Genomic DNA, 18,725 nt, shown 5'->3' with positions numbered 1-18,725 from the left:
CGGCCCTTCAATCCAGTGATACGGGTGCGCGTCCGACGGGTTGAGTGGGCTGCGCAGTGAGCGGCTGGACAGGTTCGACGGGGAAGCTGACCGGCTTGGAGGTGGTCAGCGTGAACTTGTGGTTGTAGTGGCGCAGTTCGCAGTGACCGTCGGTGCCGTCTTCCAACTGATAGGTCGCGTGATCGTGAGTGACGCTCACCCGAATCTTGTACTCGCGCCACCGGATGGAGAAGGCGAGACGGTGCATCTTCGGCGACAGCACCGGCGCGAAGCTCAGGTGGCCGTCGTACTCGCGCATCCCACCGAAGCCGGCAACCAGCGCCAACCAGGCGCCGGCGAGCGAGGCGACGTGGACGCCGTCCTTGGTGTTGTGTTCGAGGTCGCGTAGATCCATCACCGCTGCTTCGGTGAGGTAGGCGTGGGCGAGTTCGAGTTGGCCGACCTCGGCCGCCATGACCGCCTGGGTGCACGCCGACAAGGAGGAGTCACGCACGGTGATTGTTTCGTAGTAGGCGAATGCCTTCGCTTTCTCCTCCCGCGTGAACCGGTCACCACACCAGTGCATTGCCAGCAGCAGATCGGCCTGTTTGACGACCTGTTTGCGGTAAATCTCGAAGTAGGGGTAGTTGAGCAGCAGCGGATAGCCGTCGTCCTTCAGCGTTGCGTCGAAGTCCCACACCTCGTTGGCGGTGCTTCCCCGATTCTGTTGGTACACATCGCGTTCGGTGTCGAACGGAACGGCCATGCTCTCGTCGGCGGATCGCCATTGCGCGATCTCGTCCTCGGTGACGTTCAAGTCGGCTGCCTGCTCCGGCCACCGCTGGGCTGTGTCGGCGGCGTACCGGAAGTTGCGAGCCGCCATGAGGTTGGTGAAGGTGTTGTCGCCGACGACGGCGGTGTATTCGTCCGGCCCGGTGACGCCGTCGATGTGGAACTTTCCGTCGTCGCCGTGGTAGCCCAGGCCGGCCCACAGGCGTGCGGTCTCGACCAGGATGGTCAACGCGATGTCCCGGTCGAAGATCTCGTCGCCGGTCCAGAAGACGTAGCGTGCAGCGGCAAGGGCGACATCGGCATTGATGTGAAAGGCCGCGGTGCCGGCAGGCCAGTAGGCCGAGCACTCCTGTCCGCGGATCGTGCGCCACGGGAACGCTGCGCCCTCCATCTTCAGGTGCTGCGCGCGCTCTCGCGCGAACGGCAGGACCGAGTGCCGCCAGCTGAGGGCGTCGCGTGCCGCCGGTGGCGCGGTTGCGGTGAGCACGGGAAGCACGTAGCTCTCGGTGTCCCAGAAGCAGTGACCGTCGTAGCCAGGACCGGTGAGTCCCTTTGCTGCGATCCCGCGACCCTCCGCGCGAGCTCCCGCTTGCAGCACATGCCAGAGTCCGAATCGGACTGCTTGCTGGACAACCGGGTCGCCGTCCACCTCGACGTCCGCGCCATCCCAGAAATCCTCGACGTAGGCGGCCTGTTCCTGCACCATCGAATGCCAACCGGTGTGCAGCGCCGCCGAGAGTGCGCCGTCGACCTGGTCGCGCAGCGCGGGCATGGTGCGGCGGGAGGACCAGCCGTACGCGACGAACTTGGTGATTCCGAGGGTCTCGCCGGGGGCGAGGTCGGTGCCGATCGTGGTGCGACTCCAGTCTTCTTCGACGTAGGTGTGGCTGCCGACGCCCGGACTGTGCAGGACGTGGTCGCAGGCGGCCGCCATCCGAAGCCCGCTCTGCCGGGTGTGATGAATCAGCAGTGAGCGGTTGTGATTGTGGCTGTGCAGTTCAGGAACCAGCGGATCCTTGAGCGCGGCCGCGACGCGTGGGTCGTCGGAGACGGAGGGCAGTTCCTCGTTGGTGACCATCTCGGACTGGATCACCACGCGCAGCGGGTTGTCGACGGCCTCCACCTGGTAGCGGACAGCGAGGATCGCTCGCTGGGTGAACGACACGAGCCGGGTCGACCGCACCCGGACCAGACGGCGGGAGGGCGATTCCCACAGCAGGTCGCGGTGCAGCAACCCGGTGCGCATGTCGAGCGTGCGTTCGTGGTGGTGGATGACGCCGTAGCGCAGATCCAACGGCTGATCGTCCACGAGCAGTCGGATGAGTTTTCCGTTGGTGACGTTGACGATGGTCTGCCCGGAATCGGGGTAGCCGTAGCCCGCCTCGGCGTACGGCAGCGGACGCTTCTCGTAGAAGGAGTTGAGGTACGTGCCGGGTAGACCGCTGGGGTCGCCCTCGTCCAGATTGCCTCGGACGCCGATGTGTCCGTTGGCGAGTGCGAAGACCGACTCGGCCTGGGCGAGATTGTCGAAGTTCAGCCCGATCTCGCGCACCTTCCAGGGCTCGACGGTGAACGCGGACGGGTGTGCGGTCATCGGGTTCCTCCACTCAGCAGGTCGGCGAGGTCTTCGACCACGACGTCGGCGCCGTGCTTTCTCAACGCCTCGGCGTGACCGACCCGGTCGACGCCCACGACGTAGCCGAAGTGGCCGGCACGCCCTGCCTCGACGCCTGATAATGCGTCCTCGAAGACCGCCGCCTGCGCGGGCTGGGCTCCTACGAGTGCGGCTCCGGCCAGGAAGGAGTCGGGCGCTGGTTTGCCCTTGATGTTCTGCCGCGCGAGCGTGACCCCGTCGACGCGGCCTTCGACGAGTCGATCGAGACCGGTGACCCTCAGCACCATCTCGGTGTTCGCGCTGGACGAGACGACGATCCGGTGAAGGCCTGCTTTCTTGGTTGCCTCCAAGTACGTGCGAGAACCCTCGTACACCCTCACGCCGTCGCGGGCGATCACCTGCTGCACCTGCTCGTTCTTGCGATTCCCGAGCCCCCGGACGGTAGCGGCGCCGGGCGCGTCGTCGCGCGTTCCCTCTGGCAGCGTGATGCCCCGAGAAGCGAGGAAATCGCGGACCCCGTCCTCGCGTGGCTTGCCGTCGACGTAGTGGGTGTAGTCGCGGTCGGTGTCGAACGGCACGAAACCCTCGCCGTCGCGATCACGCAAGTACGCGTCGAACATCGCCTTCCATGCCGTGCGATGCACGCTCGCGGTGTCGGTGAGCACACCGTCCAGGTCGAACAGGCAGGTGGTGATCCCGTCGGGCAGGCCCAGTGTCCGTGGCGCCGTCATATCGTCTCCATCGTCGACCACCGCCACGGTAGCCCGGCGCAGGCATGTTCGAGGACGACGACCTTGAAGAAGCTGAGTATTGGGCAGTGCGGGAGGTGCTCGAGGAGATCCTCGGTTCGTTGCCATCCCGCTTCATGGTTCTCCTTGAGCTGCGTCGACGTTTCAGACGAAGGCGGACGCGGAGGGCTGGCTGGCCGCTGAGCGTCGGCTCATCCAGGACGACGAGTGGTCGCCGACGAAGTCTCGGCGCGCCAAGGTGCGCCGAGCCACGGAGGCGTTCGGGCCGTACGCCGAGGCATGGCTGGGGCAGCGCGACATCAAGCCGCGGACCCGCGCGCTCTATCGACGGCAGTTGGATCGGTTCCTGCTTCCGGCGTTCGGCGACATGTCGCTGAGGGACATCACGCCGGCGGTGGTGCGGGTCTGGCACAGCGAACTCGACCCGAAGACTCCAACACAGCGTGCTCACGTCTACGGGCTGCTTCGAGCGATCATGTCGACGGCTGTTGCCGATGAAGTCATCCTTGCGAACCCGTGCAGGGTCAGGGGCGCCGGCACATCGAAGCGCGCGCATTCGGTTGAGCCCGCCTCGCTTGACGAGCTCAAGGTGCTGATGGCCGAGTTGCCCGCACGGTACGGCGCGTTGGTTCTGCTCAGTGCGTGGTGCGGGCTTCGCTTCGGGGAGGTTGCCGAATTGCGTCGGCGTGATCTGGACCTGTGTGCTGGCCTGGTGCGCATTGAACGCGCCGTGGTTCGGGTCACGGGGGAGGCCTCGGTTGGGGATCCGAAGAGCGAGGCTGGTCGTCGGACGGTTGCGATCCCGCCACACTTGATCCCGATATCGGAAGTGCATCTAGAGGAGTTCGTTCTGCCGGGTCGCGATGCGCTGTTGTTCCCGGCGGTGAAGTCTCCGATGACCCAGGTGCACCCGAACACCGTTTATTGCCACTGGTACCGGGCCCGGGCTGTGGCTGGGCGGCCGGATCTGAGAATCCACGATCTTCGCCACACCGGTGCAGTGTTAGCGGCCCAGACGGGTGCGACGTTGGCGGAGCTCATGGCACGGATTGGGCACTCGACGCCCCAGGCGGCCCTGCGCTACCAGCACGCTGCGCGTGGGCGGGACGCGGAAATCGCCGCGAAGCTGTCAGAGCTGGCCGGATACTGAGCGTGGCTCGCCCCACACGCGGCGTATAGACGCGCCGCCGCGCTCGCTCCTGGTGTCGCTGGCGGGTGGCCTTTCCGCCGCGATTGGTGCGGCTCTGGTCGTGCCGAAGGCTTTCTCGTTCGCGCGGAACGTCCGCACCGGGCAGGAGAAGGCCTCGGGTCGACAGGAGAAGCGATGAGGTCGTCTGCGCCAAGGAGCGCGAGCGCGTCGCAACAATGGCGGTCTTGGTCTGTTGGGTTGCCCGGACCGATGAACTGTCCCTATGAAGTCCTCAGTTCTGACCCGCGGCGACGTCGAACGTTAGTCGACCCTCCTGGGCCGCTCGGACAAGTTCTCGTATCGTAGCCAACAGACGTGCCGAGCCCGAGCAGGGAGCAGACCGATGTACCTGGAACGACTCACACTGACCAATTTCCAGTGTTTCGGCCCTGAACCGCACACCATCATGTTCGACCAGCAACTGACCGCGCTGCTAGGGGTGAACGCTTCCGGCAAGACGGCAGCCTGCCAAGCACTCCTCAGGCTCTTCAGCGTGGTCGCCGAGCAGCGCCAAGTACGCGTCGAGGACTTCCACGTCCCCGAGAACGAGACCACTCCGGCGGCAATCCGGACGATGCGGATCGACGCCGTGTTCGCCTTCCCGGAGCTGGTCGATCCCAGTGCAGAGACTGCAGCCGTTGTCCCTGAGTTCTTCGCACAGATGGCCGCCTTCGACGACCAGAGCCTCAAGCTGCGGATCGTGCTCGACGCAACGTGGACGGCCGAGGGACCCGCGCAGGGCACGATTGAGGACACCCGCCGTGTTGTGTTCACCTTCGACGAGGACTACGGCGATAACTGGGCCGAGCTTCGCTCATCGGACCGCAACCGGATTCAGATGGTCTACGTGCCAGCGACAAGGGATGGCGCCCGCCAGGTGACTTCGTTCCTCCGCGGACGGCTGTGGCGTGCGGGTGTGTGGTCCGACGATTTCCGCGAAGAAACTCTCACGGCCGCGGCCACGCTGTCAGAGAAGTTCAAGGATGAAGCAGTGGTCGCCACTGTCACCGATGCGATCACAGGACGGTGGCAGGAGCTGCATCACCTCGGCACCGAACGCAACCCGATCTTCGAGCCGGTGAGTCGGGACGTGAGTGTCCTGGTCACCAACGCCGAGATGCTGTTCGAGCCGTCGGCAACTGGGCGGACACGCTCGGCGCGCGAGCTCAGCGACGGACAGCAGTCGCTGCTCCACATCGCCATGACCGCGGCGACCCTCGACCTCGAGTCGGGCGTCGCCGCCGGCGCCCACGACGACAAGTTCGACATCGCCGCGACGGCCCTCCCGACCCTGACGCTCCTGGCGATCGAGGAGCCAGAGAACAACCTGTCTCCCTACTTCCTGTCGCGCGTCGTTCAGCAGCTGATTGATGTCACACGCTCAGGCCGTGCCCAAGCCGTGATCTCAAGCCACTCAGCCAGCGCCGTAGCGAGGATCGACCCTGAGAAGATCCGACACTTCCGGATTGACGCGATCACCCGAACGACCCGCGTGAACCCGATCCTTCTCCCCGCTGACACAACTGATGCGGGCAAGTATCTACGCGAAGCAGTCCACGCTCACCCCGAGCTCTACTTCGCCCGCTTCGTCGTCCTGGGCGAGGGCGACTCCGAGCAAGTCGTCATACCCAAGTTGGCCGCCGCTCGCGACATACACATCGACCAGTCGTTCGTCGCCTTCGTCCCGCTCGGAGGCCGGCACACCAACCACTTTTGGAGGCTGCTCAATCAACTGGGCATCCCGCACGCCACCCTCCTCGACTTCGACTGGGGCCGCTTCGGTGGAGGCGAAGGCCGCATCCGAGACACCTGCACGCGTCTGATCGAGAATGGGATCGATCCCTTCGACGGATCAGCGGGCGTGGAGGACTTCGCCTCGACCGACGACATCGACGGGCTCACGAACGTCCAGATCAAGGCATGGCTCGACCACCTCGAGAAGTGGGACATCTACTACTCCGTCCGACTGGACCTCGACATGGCTCTCCTGCAGCATTACGGCGACGCCTACACCGGCCATCTCGAGGCTGGAAAGACCGGACCTCAATCGACGGGGGATGCGCGCGATGCCGTCCTCGGAGACACAAAGGACCGGCCGAACATCAATTACTGGAACTCGGAGGGGGCGATGGAGGATCTGCGGTGGTATCGGTACCTGTTCCTCAACCAGTCCAAGCCGGGCACGCACCTGCGAGCGCTGTCGTTCGTGGCCAAGGAAGACTTGGCGAAGCCGCCCGAGCGGATTGGGCGGCTCATCGACCGGATTGGGAAGGCGGTCTCCCCGACATGAGGGTCGATCCGGCTTCATGGCGCCCCCAGGGCATTGATGACTTGGAAGGGGCCGCGTGGGCCGCATTGCGCGCCGGCACCGCATCCGTGACCGCCGGACCCGGCGCAGGCAAGACAGAGTTCCTCGCACAGCGCGCCGGCTACCTCCTCGAAACCGGGATCTGCCGTCCACCGCAGCAGATCCTCGCGATCTCCTTCAAGCGCGACGCCGCGGCCAACATTCGACGCCGGGTCGAAGCCCGCCTCCCCGAGCACGCCAGCCGTTTCACCTCGATGACCTTCGACGCGTTCACGAAGTCCATCCTCGATCGCTTCACCCGCCTGTTGCCGCAGGAGTGGGCCTTTGAGGAGCGCTACAAGATCGGGTTCGCCAGCCGAACGGAGATCGAGGCGTTCCTCAGCGACATCGCGGCATCGGCACCGAGCGGACTCCAAAGCGATGTCTATTCAATCTCGGCCTTCACATTCCTGCCGAACGTCGTCGGCGCTGCCGAGCTGCCCTCCCAACCATCCGAGCAGGCGCCGCCGACGACCGCTCGCGAGTACGCCGTCCAGCAGTGGTGGGCGCGCCACTACCTGGGGCGCGCAAACCCAGTACTGGACTTCGTCATGCTGAACCGCCTTGCCGAACTAATGATCCGCAGCAGTCCGCAACTGCAGCGTGCGCTGCAAGCGACCTACCCGTTTGTTTTCATCGACGAGTTCCAGGACACGACCTACGCCCAATACTCGTTCCTGAAATCGGTGTTCGCGGGTCACGGTACGACTGTCACCGCCGTCGGCGATCGCAAGCAGCGCATTATGGGCTGGGCTGGCGCTCTCAGTGATGCGTTCACCCAGTTCGAGCATGACTTTGCGGCAGAGCCGTTCGCCCTCGTCTCGAACTTCCGCTCCACCCAGCGGCTCGTCGACCTGCAACACCGGTTCGCCAAGCGGCTCGATCCGGAGAGCCAGCATCAGAAGTCCCAGGTCGCGCCGGCGGTGGGAGAGTCGCCGATCGAGGTGTGGTCGTGCGCGACTGCCGAGCGCGAAGCACAGGCCATCGCGGCCTGGATCGCGTCAGACATCGAACAGTCAGGCCGGCAGCCCAGCGAATTCGCCCTCATTGCCCGTCAGAAGGTCGGGGACCTCGAGCCAGCACTCACTGAGGCGCTCCAGGCAGTTGGGCTTAAGCTCCGCAACGACGACGCCGAGGTCGGCAAGCTTCGCCTGCTCGACCTGCTGAAAGACGACCTCGTACATCTGCTCGTAGGCATCGTCCGACTCGCCGCCATTCGCGGCGGGCACCCACAGACCTGGCAGGACGTCACCGACCTCTTGGGACGTGTCGCATCACCCACGCGCCACCGAGAAGTCGGAACGCAACTCGAGGACGACCTCAGTGCGTTCCTCAGCGAACTCCGCAGCTGGTTCGCTGAGATGCCACTCGAGTCCGGCGCTGGGCCCGACCTGAGCGAACAGATCACTCAGGCACTCACCGATAAGCTCGCGGCATTCGTCAACCTCGACTCCGCCGGCTCCAAGCGCATCTTCGGCGATCGCCCCGAAGACATTCAAGTCACTCTGGACGCCTTCAAGATCCGGGTCGCCCACGTACTTCGACGAGTCGACTCGTGGGATGCCGTCGCCGACGCCTTTAGTGACGCAGACGCAGTCCCCTCCTCACGATCCATCGAAGCAAGGGCCTCGAATACCACACGGTGTTCTTCATCGGCCTGGACCGCGACCAATGGTGGGCCCACACCCGCGACACCATCGAGTCCACGATGACGTTCTTCGTTGGAGTGTCCCGCGCTGCCGAGCGGTTGGTCTTCACACAGTGCGACGAACGAGGAGGTCCCGCCCCATTCGGTGAGTTGTACGAGGATCTACGCGATGCTGAGGTCTCGCTCATTCGGCTCGATTGACTGACACGAGGCAACTCACGGGGCAGCGCCAGTCGTCCGAGATCGGTGCCATGGTCCGGGTCAGGCTTTCAATGTTGCTCGAGACGGGATCGATCTACCGTCACCGCGCGGTGCTGAAAGTGCTCCTCGCCGAGGATATTCGCCCTCTCACCGGGCGTAGTCACGAGTGGTGCGCATGGGGCCAACAACTTCGTTGGCCGACCAGATTGGCGCGTCACTCGGGTCGGTAGGACGCGCCTTAGCCCGACTTGCGCGGCCGTCGGCACCTGCTACGCGGTAGGAACCAGAACCATCAGTCGATCGACGTCGGCGGGGTCAACCCGCAGCACGCGGGGTCCGCTGCGGTGCGCGGGCAGTTGCCCGGCGGCGATCCTGCGGCGGAGCGTACGGATGCTGAGGCCGGTGCGCTCGGCGGCGTCGGCGAGGGACTCGAACTGGCGGCGACTTTTTGTAGGGGTAGTCATACCTCCCCGAAGGTCAGGTTGTGACCCTGGCGGTCACACCCGGCAAGAAAGATCATGGAGAGGACATCGACCGCCGGGGGACCCATGGCTGACCGCTCGAAATCACGTCCGGTGCCTCAGCGACCCCGCGCACCCGTCTCTCATGCGAACAAGGTCGCCGCGGCGCGTGTGTACATCGCGGCCAGCGCCAAGAGCGGGCAGCCCGTGCCCGATTGGATACGACAGCTTGCCGCAGACAACGACCGCTAGATCCGCAGCTGCTCTTCCAAAGCCGTTGCCACCGCTTCGAACTCAGCAAGGGCAGCGGTGAGGTCTTCGACGATCTCGCGGGCGATGACGTCTGGCGACGGGAGGTTGTCGAGATCTTCGAGCGAGTCGTCCTTGAGCCAGGTGATGTCCAGGTTCGCCTTGTCGCGGGCGACGATCTCGTCGTACGTGAACGGCTTCCAGCGCTCGGACTCGACACGCTCGGCCGCCGTGTACGCCGCAACGAAGCCATCCAGGTCGGCCCGCCGGAGCGGGTTCTGCTTGAGCGTGAAGTGCTTGTTGGTGCGCAGGTCGTAGACCCACAGACGCTCGGTCCACGGCTGCCCGGGGCGCGCGACCTTCTTGTCGAAGAACAGCACGTTCGCCTTCACGCCCTGGGCGTAGAAGATCCCCGTCGGCAGGCGCAACATCGTGTGCAGGTCGAAGTCGGCCAGCAGCTTGCGGCGGATCGTTTCGCCGGCGCCGCCCTCGAAGAGCACGTTGTCGGGAAGCACGACCGCGGCGCGCCCGTTGGTGTCGAGGATCGTGGCGATGTGCTGGACGAAGTTGAGCTGCTTGTTGCTCGTGGTCGCGACGAAGTCCTGCCGCTCGATCTCGCGGTCTTCTCGCACTTCGCGGCCGTCGGCGCCGACCATCGTCAACGAGGACTTCCGACCGAACGGTGGGTTGGAGAGCACGACCGACCAGCGGCGGCCCGGATCGGCGATGAGGGAGTCGCGCACCTCGATCAGCGACTCACCGTTGGAGGTGCCCATGCCGTGGAGCAGCAGGTTCATCGCGGCCAATCGGGCTGTGCCGTCGACGAGTTCGTAGCCCGAGGCAAAGCTGTCGCGCAGGTGGTCACGCTGGACCGGGGTCATTGACTCAGCGTCGCGGGCGGCATGCTCGTGGGCGACGAGGAGGAAGCCGCCGGTGCCGCAGGCGGGGTCGACGACGGTGTCGGCGACCGCTGGGCGTACGACGTCGACGATCGCCTCGATCAGGGCACGCGGTGTGAAGTACTGTCCCGCACCGGAGCCCTTGTCGGATGCGCCCTTGGACAGCAGGTCCTCGTAGGCGTCGCCCTTGATGTCGGTGCCGGATTGTGACCAGTTCTCGTTGTTGATCAGGTCGACAACCAGCCGGCGCAGCTTCGCCGGGTCTTGGATGCGGTTCTGCGCCTTGCGGAAGATCGTGCCGATGACACCGTCCTCGCGGGCGAGGCCGACGAGGATTCGGGTGTACTCGTACTCGAGCTTGTCGCCCTGAGCGTCGAGCAGCTTCTGCCACGAGTACTCCTCCGGCACGATCTGCTCCGGTCGCAGCTTTCGGGTGGCGCGTTCGTGCGCCATCTTGAGGAACAGTAGGTAGGTCAGCTGCTCGGTGTACTCGATGACTCCGACTCCGTCATCGCGGAGCACGGCGCAGTACGACCAGAGCTTGTCGACCAGCTGGCGGGCATCTGTCACTGGGGCCTCCTCGGCCAGAATGGATCGGCGTACCAGTCGTTGGGGACACCCATGCTCGACAGCGGCACGGTCGGATGCTCACGAAAGAGCTCGTTCAGCCGTGGCGCCCACATTGAACCGGGTGCAACGGTGTGGAGCACTGTCTGCAGCGAGACGAGCACCGCATAGAGCCGTTGGCGGCGCCATGGGTTCCGCTCAAAGAGATCGGCGTCATCGAGCCAGCGGATCGCACGGGACTTGGGGATCGCTGGGTACACGCCGAGGCCACGGTTCCAGAGGCGACCGTGGTGCGCGCAGATGTTTCGGACCCGTTGGTAGCTCAGCAGCCATGAGCGAAGGACCGGAGCCCGTAGGCCGAGCGACTCGGCGATCCGATTCTGGGAGGCGGTGTCCTTGAGTGCGTCGTAGATCGATCGGACCGAGCCAAGGCTCAACTCCTCGAAAACCACCCAGGTCGGCGGCCTGGACGGTGATCCGTAGTGGGTCACATAGTGCTCGAGGGCGGAGACGAAGCTGTCTGACCCGACTGCTCGCTCGCGTGGACGACGCAGCTGGTCCTCCACCATGGTGTCGATGTCGCGAAGGAGCCGCTGATGCACGCCCACCCGCGCGAACTGCTGAGAGTCTTCGTACCAGTGAGGACCGGCAATCCGAGACATGCGATCGCTGATGGCCGCTCGGACAGCGACCTCAACGCGCTCCAATGCATCGAGAACGTGGAGGCGGAGCTTCCGATCGAAGATGTAGAGGTTGAGTACGTCGTCGAAACCGGTATCGCCGCGGAGCGTGTCGCGCCGGTCACTCTCGAAGCTTCGAACGTATGCGGACAGTCGGTAGTAGCCGAGGTGCCGCAGGTACCGGGTAGCGCGCTCTTCATCCGGGATGACTAGGCCGCGTTGCCGCCATCGCTCCAGAAGGTCGGATTCGGCCAGCGCTGGCTTGATGTACTCCGTCGTTGGTCGCGAACTGCTGTCAGGCAAGAGAAAATCCCCCGGTTGCGCATCGTTGAGAGGCTCGGGGGATGTGGTGCCCCCACCATACAACGAACCAGGGACGGCTGTGACCGAGCCGCTCAAGATCAGTCGTCATCGACGCCCCGGCTCTCCCACGCACCGAATGTCAGCCCGTTCGCGGCAATCCATGACGTGCGTCCGTTGCACGAGGTGCCGATGGCAACGGCGCCAGCGGTCGACGGCGAGGAAAACACAATGTCTCGTGTGACTCGGCCGGAGCCGTCTTCGACGACGATCGATCCGTCCGCCAGAAGTCCTTCGTGCTGGGCTCGGTAACTGGCGTACGCCTTCTGCGTGCTGGCCGCCTTGCCGACTCCGTGCCACTCGGGCACGACGACGGAGCCGCTCAGCATGCTGAACTCGCCGTCGACCTGCTGAGCTGATGCGGCAACGCCCTGACGGGCATTCCGCAAGGCGAAGATCGGCGACTGGCTCGGTGCTGACTGCGCATCGTCAGCTCGCGCCGAGCGAACCCGGATCGCGTTCACTCCCAACACGGGCAGCACGATCTGCAGCTGACCGAGGAAGTACTCCATGTCGGACGCGTCCGCCTCCGGCAGGCGCGGCGTCGGAGGGGCAGTGCCGTTCTCGAGGGTGACCCTTCCGGCCTGGGTTGCGAGCTCGATCAGCCGCGACTCCAGATACCTGCCGTGCGACTTCGTCAGGTTGGTGTCCTTCGAGGTGTTCACCACAACCTGGTTCCAGAACGCCTTGTCCTTGGCATGGCTGCGCAGCCGGGTGGCGACGACGTCGGCCTCACCGACATAGCAGCGGGTGTCGCCGACAGCGGACTCGTCCTCACCGAGCAGGAGGTAGACACCGGTGCGCTCGGCTTCCTCGCGTCGGAGCAGGTCGGCCAGGTCGGAGCGCCGGGCGGATAGGACGTGGCCGGTCCAGTTGGTGATCTCGGCCGTCGTCAGCCCACCCGGGGTGCCGTCGACGAGGAACAGCTTCACTTGCTTGCCGTTCACGCCATTGCCTCTGCGAGTTCTTCGATGCGTTCGTCGTCCGTGTGGTGGCCGGTGAGTTTGCCGCTGAAGGCAGCGGCGAGCACGGCACGTTTCAGCGCATGATGGCGACTGATCGCCTGCGACACCTGCTCGTCCAATCGTCGGGTCGCGCCAATCAGGTCCTCTACAGACTGGACCACCTCGTGTTGTTGGTCGAGAGTGGGGATCCGCAGGCTTACGGACTTGAGTTCCCGTCCGGAGATCCCAACCTGGCCAGCGCTGGTCTTCAGGCGCGAGTCGATCTGCGCGCGGCCTGAGCCGTAGGTGCACGCGTATGCGGCGAACTGAGGGAGCACCCGTTGGTCGTCCAGTCGCACACGAATCAACTTGTCGGGGTACGTGAGTTGGCCCAGACCCTCTGGAACCACTGCGCATGCGCCGACGTAACGGGGATTGCCGTTGTAGCGGGTGAAGACTAGGTCGCCAGCGGCAAGCAGCTCGTCGCGAGCGGCTAGGTCCCTACCGCTGCGCCCGGAATAGCGAAGATCGTCAACCGAAAGCTTCAGAGCGCGAACGGCACCGATTCTCAGGATCGGGACGCCGTCAGGTTCTGAGGTTGGCCGGGAGACAAAAATCCCGTTCTTCACGGAGGCAGCGAGGGCTCCGATCGTGACGTCATCACCGCCAGTGTCTATCAGGAACTCAGTCACGTGACGGGTGATCAGCAGATCGATTCTGCGTCGGGACGCGGACGCATAATCCGCTGCTGCGTCGAGGCGGGAGAGGTGGTCTTCGAGGATCTCGACGATCCGCCGTTGCACGCTAGGTGTCGGAAGTGGCACCGGGACACGTCGCAATTGCTGCTGAGGGAGGTGGGCGATCGTTGATCCGGTGGCGAGCCTTGACAGGACACCTGTGTGCGCGTGGTGCTCAAGCAGGTAGCGCAGGTACGCCGCGTCGAGTTCGCTGCTCGGACGAACACGATGGAGTGCCTTTTGGTACGCGAGGTAGGTGTCGCGCCCTCGCCAGATGGCACACCTACCGATCTCGCCGCCTTCGCATACGAGTAGATCGCCGGGGAGCACTCCGAATCGTTCGCGGTCGTGGTCGGAGAGTTCCATAGTCGACAGGTCGTCAATGTCGATGCGTCCCCACTGGACGTTGACGTTCCGCAGGTACTGCACGTGCGGCAGCCCCTTGGGCTTGCCCCTGTCGAGCATCTTTCCGAGTGCAGTATCTGCGACCTCACCGAGCATGCGAATGGGCCACGTCACGCCGTGAGCTCCGCGTTGAGGTTCTCGAGCAGGTCGGCGGCTTGGTCGCCGAGGTCTCGCAAAGCCCCGTCCACGCCGCCCCGCTCCGTGAAGGGCGCTTCATCGAGGTCTTCGGCGGTGATGCCGGCGGAATTCGCGATCACTTCGACCATCCGGTCTAGCCACCACCTTTGTGTCTCAGTGAAATTCACGCCCGCCTGCTCTTGCTGGGCGAGCCAGGCGGCGTACCGCTCGCGTACGCGGTCGGCGTACGGGACGAGTTCGTCGTCGACGCCGACGGTATAGCGCAGCAGTGACACAAGGTCGGTGAGGGTGTGTCGGTCGCTGTGTCGGACGCGGCCGACGTCGATGGTTTCGTACGCGGCCCAGATGAAGTCCGTCGTCCAGTTGTGCGGGGGTCGGCTGATGCGGTCTGCGAGTTCCTGGATGTCGGCGAAGTCGATCCGTCGTTCGCGGGCTTCGCCGAGCAGTTGGATGGCGGTGATCTCGTCGCGGTGCTGTTCGAGGTAGGCCCGCCATGACTCGACGACTGACCGTGCGCGGTTGGTGTCGACGACCCCGCCGGCGGACAGGAGCGTGTCGGCGTTGACCTCGTCGATGACGCGGTCGTGGGTGGCGCGCAGTTCCAGGATCCGACCGCGGAGTTCGGGGTTGGCGGCGAGCGGTCGCGTCGCATCGTCGAGCAGGCGCTGGATCGCGGCCGCCGGATCCGATTGTCCGGCGGCAGCTTTGGCCTGGGCGTCGGGGTCGACCGCGTCGACGAGCCCACGCACGATGTCGCGGACGGGCCCGCCAGCGACCTCGTCGAGTTCCTCCCGCTCGGCCGGGGTGAGGTCGAGTTCGAGCTTGGCCAATCGCGAAGCGAGAGTGGCGGTTTCGGCTTCCGTGAGCGAGAGCGTCGCCGCCTTGTCGAGGAGCTTCTTGAGTGAGACGCCCTTCTCGCGGTTCAGCGGCGGGTCGACGAAGTCGTGCTCCGTCACGCCGACCGCGTCGACGATGACGAACCTGGTCTTGCCGGACGCGTCCGGGGTGACGGACTGGAAGTCGGCCGGTGCGATGGTGCGGGCGCCGCGGCCCTTCATCTGCTCGAAGTACTGCGCCGACCGCACGTCACGCATGAAGAACACGCATTCCAGCGGCTTCACGTCGGTGCCGGTGGCGATCATGTCGACGGTGACCGCGATGCGCAGGCTCGGCGACGTGCGGAACGCCTGCAACTGGCTCTTGGGGTCCTTAGCGTTGTAGGTGATCTTGGCGGCAAAGTCGTTGCCCTTGCCGAAGACCTCGCGCACCGTGGTGACGATCTCCTCGGCGTGCACGTCGTCCTTGGCGAAGATCAGCGTCTTGGGCACGGTCGATCGGCCGGGGAAGATCTCGGTGAAGAGCCGGCTGCGGAAGGTTTCGAGCACCAGTCGGATCTGTGACTTGGCGGTGACCGCGCGGTCGAGTTGCTTGTTGGTGTATTCGAGGTCTTCTTCCAGCGCCTCGAGCCGTTGCTTGCGAGTGCGCCGATCGACCTTCGGCACGACGGTCGTTGCCTCGATCAGGCCGCCGCGCTCGGAGATCTCCGTGCGGATTCGGTACACGTCGAAGTCGACGTTCACTCGGTCGGCGACCGACTGCGGGTAGGTGTACTCCGACACGAGGTTCTGCCGGAAGAACGCGAAGGTCTGTTTGCCCGGTGTTGCGGTGAGGCCTACGACGTGCGCGTCGAAGTACTCCAGCACGCCGCGCCATACGCCGTAGATCGACCGGTGAGCTTCGTCGACCACGACCAGGTCGAACGTCTCCGGCGGCAACTGCGGGCTGTAGGTGACGGTGACGGGGGAGCCGGGCACGAAGTCGTCCAGGCCGGGGTCGTCGTCGGGCGTGACTTTCTCGCCCTGCAGCCCCTTGTAGACGCGCTGGATGGTGGAGATGACGACGTTGCTGCTGTCGAGCATCCCCGCGCGGGTGAGTTTGTCGACGTTGTAGATCTCGGTGAAGCGTCGGCCGTCGCCGGGTGTGCGGTAGTTCTGGAACTCCGCGATCGTCTGGTCGGCGAGGTTGTTGCGGTCGACGAGGAACAGGATGCGTTTGAATCCGCCGGACTTCAACAGGCGGTAGGCGAGCGTGACCGCGGTGTACGTTTTGCCCGCGCCGGTTGCCATCTGCACCAGTGAGCGGTCGAAGTGCTGAGCTGCGAGTGACTGCTCAACGCCGTTGATCGCGATGATCTGCGCCGGCCGCAGCGCGGCCGTGTCGAGCTCGGGCAGGTGGCGCACCTTGGCCCGCCAGGTTGGCGTGGTCGCGTCGGCTTCCGCGTCGCGGATGATCCGCGCCAGTGTCGCCGGCTGTGGGAACGCGAACACCTGCCGCGATCTCGCGTCCGGGTCGTAGCCGTTCGTGAAGTGCGTTTCGGTGCCGCTGGCCTCGAACACGAACGGCAGCCGGCCGTCGCGCGTCAGCGCTTTGAGCCGTACGTCGGCCGGCAGTCCCTCGGCGTACATCGCCGACTGCCACTCGACGCCGCTGAGCGTCGTGCCCTGCGGCTTCGCCTCGATGACACCGACGACGCGCTGATCGACGTACAGCAGGTAGTCGGCCCGGCCATGCCCGGGCTTCATCGTGACCTCGCGGCAGGCAACACCCTGCGCGGCGAACAGGTTCAGCGCTTTCTTGTCCTGGACGACCCAACCACCATCGGTCAGCTGGCGATCGATCAATACTCGCGCCCGTGCCTCGGCAGCAAGCCGAGCGTCATCCCCCTGATGCGCATTCATAGTGCTCGCAGATTACTGCGAAGGCCGTTTGATCTGTCGTTCGTGCTGCGCAACGTCGAGCATCGGATGGGCGTTGGTCCGTACACCAGAACATGTTGGACCAGTACTCGGGCGGGATGCCACGCAGCTGCCGTCGGTGTGGTGTTAACCGGCCGGCGATGAACCACCGCCGGCCTCCGCTACGGCAGAGCGAGACAGGCGGCGACATGTTTATTAGCAGCCGGTGCCGTTGTGCCTCACTTATGCCCGCGAGGGGAAAAGCAAAACCGGCCCTGGCTGCGTTTCGCAGTTCAGAGCCGGCTTTCCACGATGTCGGGGTGACAGGATTTGAACCTGCGACCTCTTCGTCCCGAACGAAGCGCGCTACCAAGCTGCGCCACACCCCGTGGCCTGCGTACGTTGGCGCTTTTGGCGATACCCGCACGCAGCAAGTGGAGACTTTACCGGTTGACGGGGCAATCTCCCAATCGGGTTCAGACGCGTGGGGTGTCGAGATGTGCGCGGGTCAGGACGCGAGCAGATCTCGAGACCCCAGGCATCTGTCAGGACTTCGGGACGAGGGTCAGCAGCGTCGCCTCGGGGCGGCAGGCCAGGCGTACCGGCGTGTACTTGTTGTGCCCGAGGCCGGCCGAGACATGTAGCCAGGCGGCATCGTCCGGAGCCCGCGACGACGGAGCGTTGTCGGCGCCGGGCCACCAACGCGACAGTCCCTTGACCCGCTCTGTTCCGAGATCGCAGTTGGTGACCAGGGCGCCGTAACCGGGAACGCAGATCTGGCCGCCGTGCGTGTGCCCGGCCATCACCATCGATGCGCCGTCCGCGGTCATCGCGTCGAGCACGCGAAGGTACGGCGCGTGGACGACACCGACCGTGAGATCGGCGTCCGTTGCGGCGGGCCCGGCGACCTTGTCGTACTCGTCGTAACCCAGGTGCGGATCGTCCACCCCGACCAGTTCGACGTCCAGGTCACCGATCGGGACGCGGGCGCGCACGTCAGTGAGGTTCGTCCAGCCACCGGCTTCGAACCCGCGCACCATGTTCTTCCAGGGCAGCGACGGCACGCCCATCTGGTCGCCCTGCTTGTGCGAGGAGTTGAAGTACCGGAATGGGTTGCGCCGTGCCGGGGCGAAGTAGTCGTTGGAGCCGAGCACGAACGCGCCGGGGAAGTCCATCAGCGGTGCCATCGTGCGCAGCACCGCCGGCACCGCGTTGAGATCGGAGCAGTTGTCGCCGGTGTTGACCACGAAGTCGGGCTCGAGGCGCGCGAGGTCCTGAACCCACTCGATGCGGCGGGCCTGGCGCGGCACCAGGTGCAGGTCACTGAGGTGCAGCACGCGCACCGGGTCGGCACTCTCGGGCAGAACGGGCACGGTCACCTCACGCAATGCGTACCAGTTGCGTTCGACCAGGCTCGACCAGCCGAGGGTCGCGGCCCCGAGAGCGCCGACGGCCACAGCTGAACGAGTGAGCGAGTGCATCCGCTCATCGTCGCACGGTGGTGACGGGGCACCGAAACGTCCGGGCGACAATTCGGGTGAGGGCGGTGTGACCGGAGTGGGACACTGAACCCATGACGCTCAAGCAGACGCTCCAGTCCGACCTCAACCAAGCGATGAAGAGCCGCGACAAGGTGACCGCCGGTACGTTGCGTATGACGATCGCCGCCGTGAAGACCGCTGAGGTTTCCGGTGACACCGCCAAGGAACTGACCGACGACGAGACGCTCAAGGTCATCACCAAAGAGGCCAAGAAGCGTCGCGAGGCCGCGGATGCCTATGACGCAGCGAACCGTCCCGAGCTCGCCGAGCAGGAGCGCGCCGAACTCGTCGTACTCGAGAAGTATCTGCCCGCCCAGCTCAGCGACGCCGAACTCGACCAGATGGTCGCCGAAGCCGTCGCCGAGTCCGGCGCCACCAACATGGGCGGCATGGGCAATGTCATGAAGATCCTCCAGCCCAAGATCGCCGGTCGCGCGGACGGCGGCAAGATCGCCGCAGCCGTGAAGCGCGCGCTCAGCTGAGGCGAGA

Annotated in this window: 13 protein-coding genes and 1 tRNA gene; 4 read left to right on the top strand and 10 right to left on the bottom strand. The window is 65.2% G+C overall.

Annotated elements, in window-relative coordinates:
• Positions 1 to 7: 7 nt before the first annotated feature.
• Together MF407_RS12860 and MF407_RS12855 are read right to left on the bottom strand one after the other, a co-directional pair.
• Positions 8 to 2,365 carry a glycosyl hydrolase family 65 protein gene (locus MF407_RS12860; RefSeq protein ID WP_239702520.1) on the bottom strand — a complete coding sequence of 786 codons (2,358 nt, stop codon included), beginning with the start codon at positions 2,363 to 2,365 and terminating at the stop codon, positions 8 to 10.
• Positions 2,362 to 3,117, bottom strand: coding sequence for a beta-phosphoglucomutase family hydrolase (locus MF407_RS12855; RefSeq protein ID WP_239702519.1), 756 nt, complete (start codon positions 3,115 to 3,117; stop codon positions 2,362 to 2,364). Before MF407_RS12855 ends, MF407_RS12860 begins: the two co-directional genes overlap by 4 nt.
• 256 nt (positions 3,118 to 3,373) lie before the next feature.
• Here MF407_RS12855 and MF407_RS12850 point away from each other — a divergent pair, with 256 nt between their 5' ends.
• The 3 genes from MF407_RS12850 (at position 3,374) to MF407_RS12840 (ending at position 8,383) form a co-directional block, all read left to right on the top strand.
• Positions 3,374 to 4,285 carry a site-specific integrase gene (locus MF407_RS12850; protein WP_239702518.1) on the top strand — a complete coding sequence of 304 codons (912 nt, stop codon included), beginning with the start codon at positions 3,374 to 3,376 and terminating at the stop codon, positions 4,283 to 4,285.
• Between the two features lie 382 nt (positions 4,286 to 4,667).
• Positions 4,668 to 6,614, top strand: a complete 1,947-nt coding sequence (locus tag MF407_RS12845) for an AAA family ATPase (RefSeq protein WP_239702517.1) — start codon at positions 4,668 to 4,670, stop codon at positions 6,612 to 6,614.
• Positions 6,611 to 8,383, top strand: a complete 1,773-nt coding sequence (locus tag MF407_RS12840) for an ATP-dependent helicase (protein WP_239702516.1) — start codon at positions 6,611 to 6,613, stop codon at positions 8,381 to 8,383. Before MF407_RS12845 ends, MF407_RS12840 begins: the two co-directional genes overlap by 4 nt.
• Positions 8,384 to 8,789: 406 nt before the next feature.
• Here the strand turns inward: MF407_RS12840 and MF407_RS12835 are convergent, their stop codons facing one another.
• From MF407_RS12835 to MF407_RS12800, 8 genes are all read right to left on the bottom strand, one after another.
• Positions 8,790 to 8,984, bottom strand: coding sequence for a helix-turn-helix domain-containing protein (locus tag MF407_RS12835; RefSeq protein WP_239702515.1), 195 nt, complete (start codon positions 8,982 to 8,984; stop codon positions 8,790 to 8,792).
• Positions 8,985 to 9,229: 245 nt separating this feature from the next.
• Positions 9,230 to 10,699, bottom strand: coding sequence for a class I SAM-dependent DNA methyltransferase (locus tag MF407_RS12830; RefSeq protein WP_239702514.1), 1,470 nt, complete (start codon positions 10,697 to 10,699; stop codon positions 9,230 to 9,232).
• Positions 10,696 to 11,775, bottom strand: coding sequence for an Abi family protein (locus MF407_RS12825; RefSeq protein ID WP_239702513.1), 1,080 nt, complete (start codon positions 11,773 to 11,775; stop codon positions 10,696 to 10,698). Before MF407_RS12825 ends, MF407_RS12830 begins: the two co-directional genes overlap by 4 nt.
• A 2-nt stretch (positions 11,776 to 11,777) precedes the next feature.
• Entirely contained in the window at positions 11,778 to 12,683 is a 906-nt protein-coding gene (locus tag MF407_RS15935) for a GIY-YIG nuclease family protein (protein WP_239702512.1), read from the bottom strand.
• Positions 12,680 to 13,936 carry a restriction endonuclease subunit S gene (locus MF407_RS12815; protein ID WP_239702511.1) on the bottom strand — a complete coding sequence of 419 codons (1,257 nt, stop codon included), beginning with the start codon at positions 13,934 to 13,936 and terminating at the stop codon, positions 12,680 to 12,682. The genes MF407_RS15935 and MF407_RS12815 overlap by 4 nt, the downstream gene beginning before the upstream one ends.
• Positions 13,933 to 16,698: a DEAD/DEAH box helicase family protein gene (locus tag MF407_RS12810; protein ID WP_239702510.1), complete on the bottom strand. Its 2,766-nt coding sequence runs from the start codon at positions 16,696 to 16,698 to the stop codon at positions 13,933 to 13,935. The genes MF407_RS12815 and MF407_RS12810 overlap by 4 nt, the downstream gene beginning before the upstream one ends.
• Before the next feature lie 312 nt (positions 16,699 to 17,010).
• Positions 17,011 to 17,084 (bottom strand) — tRNA-Pro (locus MF407_RS12805).
• Positions 17,085 to 17,240: 156 nt separating this feature from the next.
• Positions 17,241 to 18,176, bottom strand: a complete 936-nt coding sequence (locus MF407_RS12800; protein WP_239702509.1) for a metallophosphoesterase — start codon at positions 18,174 to 18,176, stop codon at positions 17,241 to 17,243.
• Positions 18,177 to 18,268: 92 nt separating this feature from the next.
• On the opposite strand from MF407_RS12800, the gene MF407_RS12795 reads away from it, so the two are divergent.
• Positions 18,269 to 18,718 carry a GatB/YqeY domain-containing protein gene (locus MF407_RS12795; RefSeq protein ID WP_239702508.1) on the top strand — a complete coding sequence of 150 codons (450 nt, stop codon included), beginning with the start codon at positions 18,269 to 18,271 and terminating at the stop codon, positions 18,716 to 18,718.
• The last annotated feature ends 7 nt before the right edge of the window (positions 18,719 to 18,725 follow it).

Origin of the sequence: Yimella sp. NH-Cas1 (assembly GCF_022359705.1) — a bacterium.
Taxonomy (GTDB): domain Bacteria; phylum Actinomycetota; class Actinomycetes; order Actinomycetales; family Dermatophilaceae; genus Yimella; species Yimella lutea.
The sequence above is the reverse complement of the archived record's forward strand: the minus strand, read 5'-3'. Positions and strand labels throughout refer to the sequence as shown.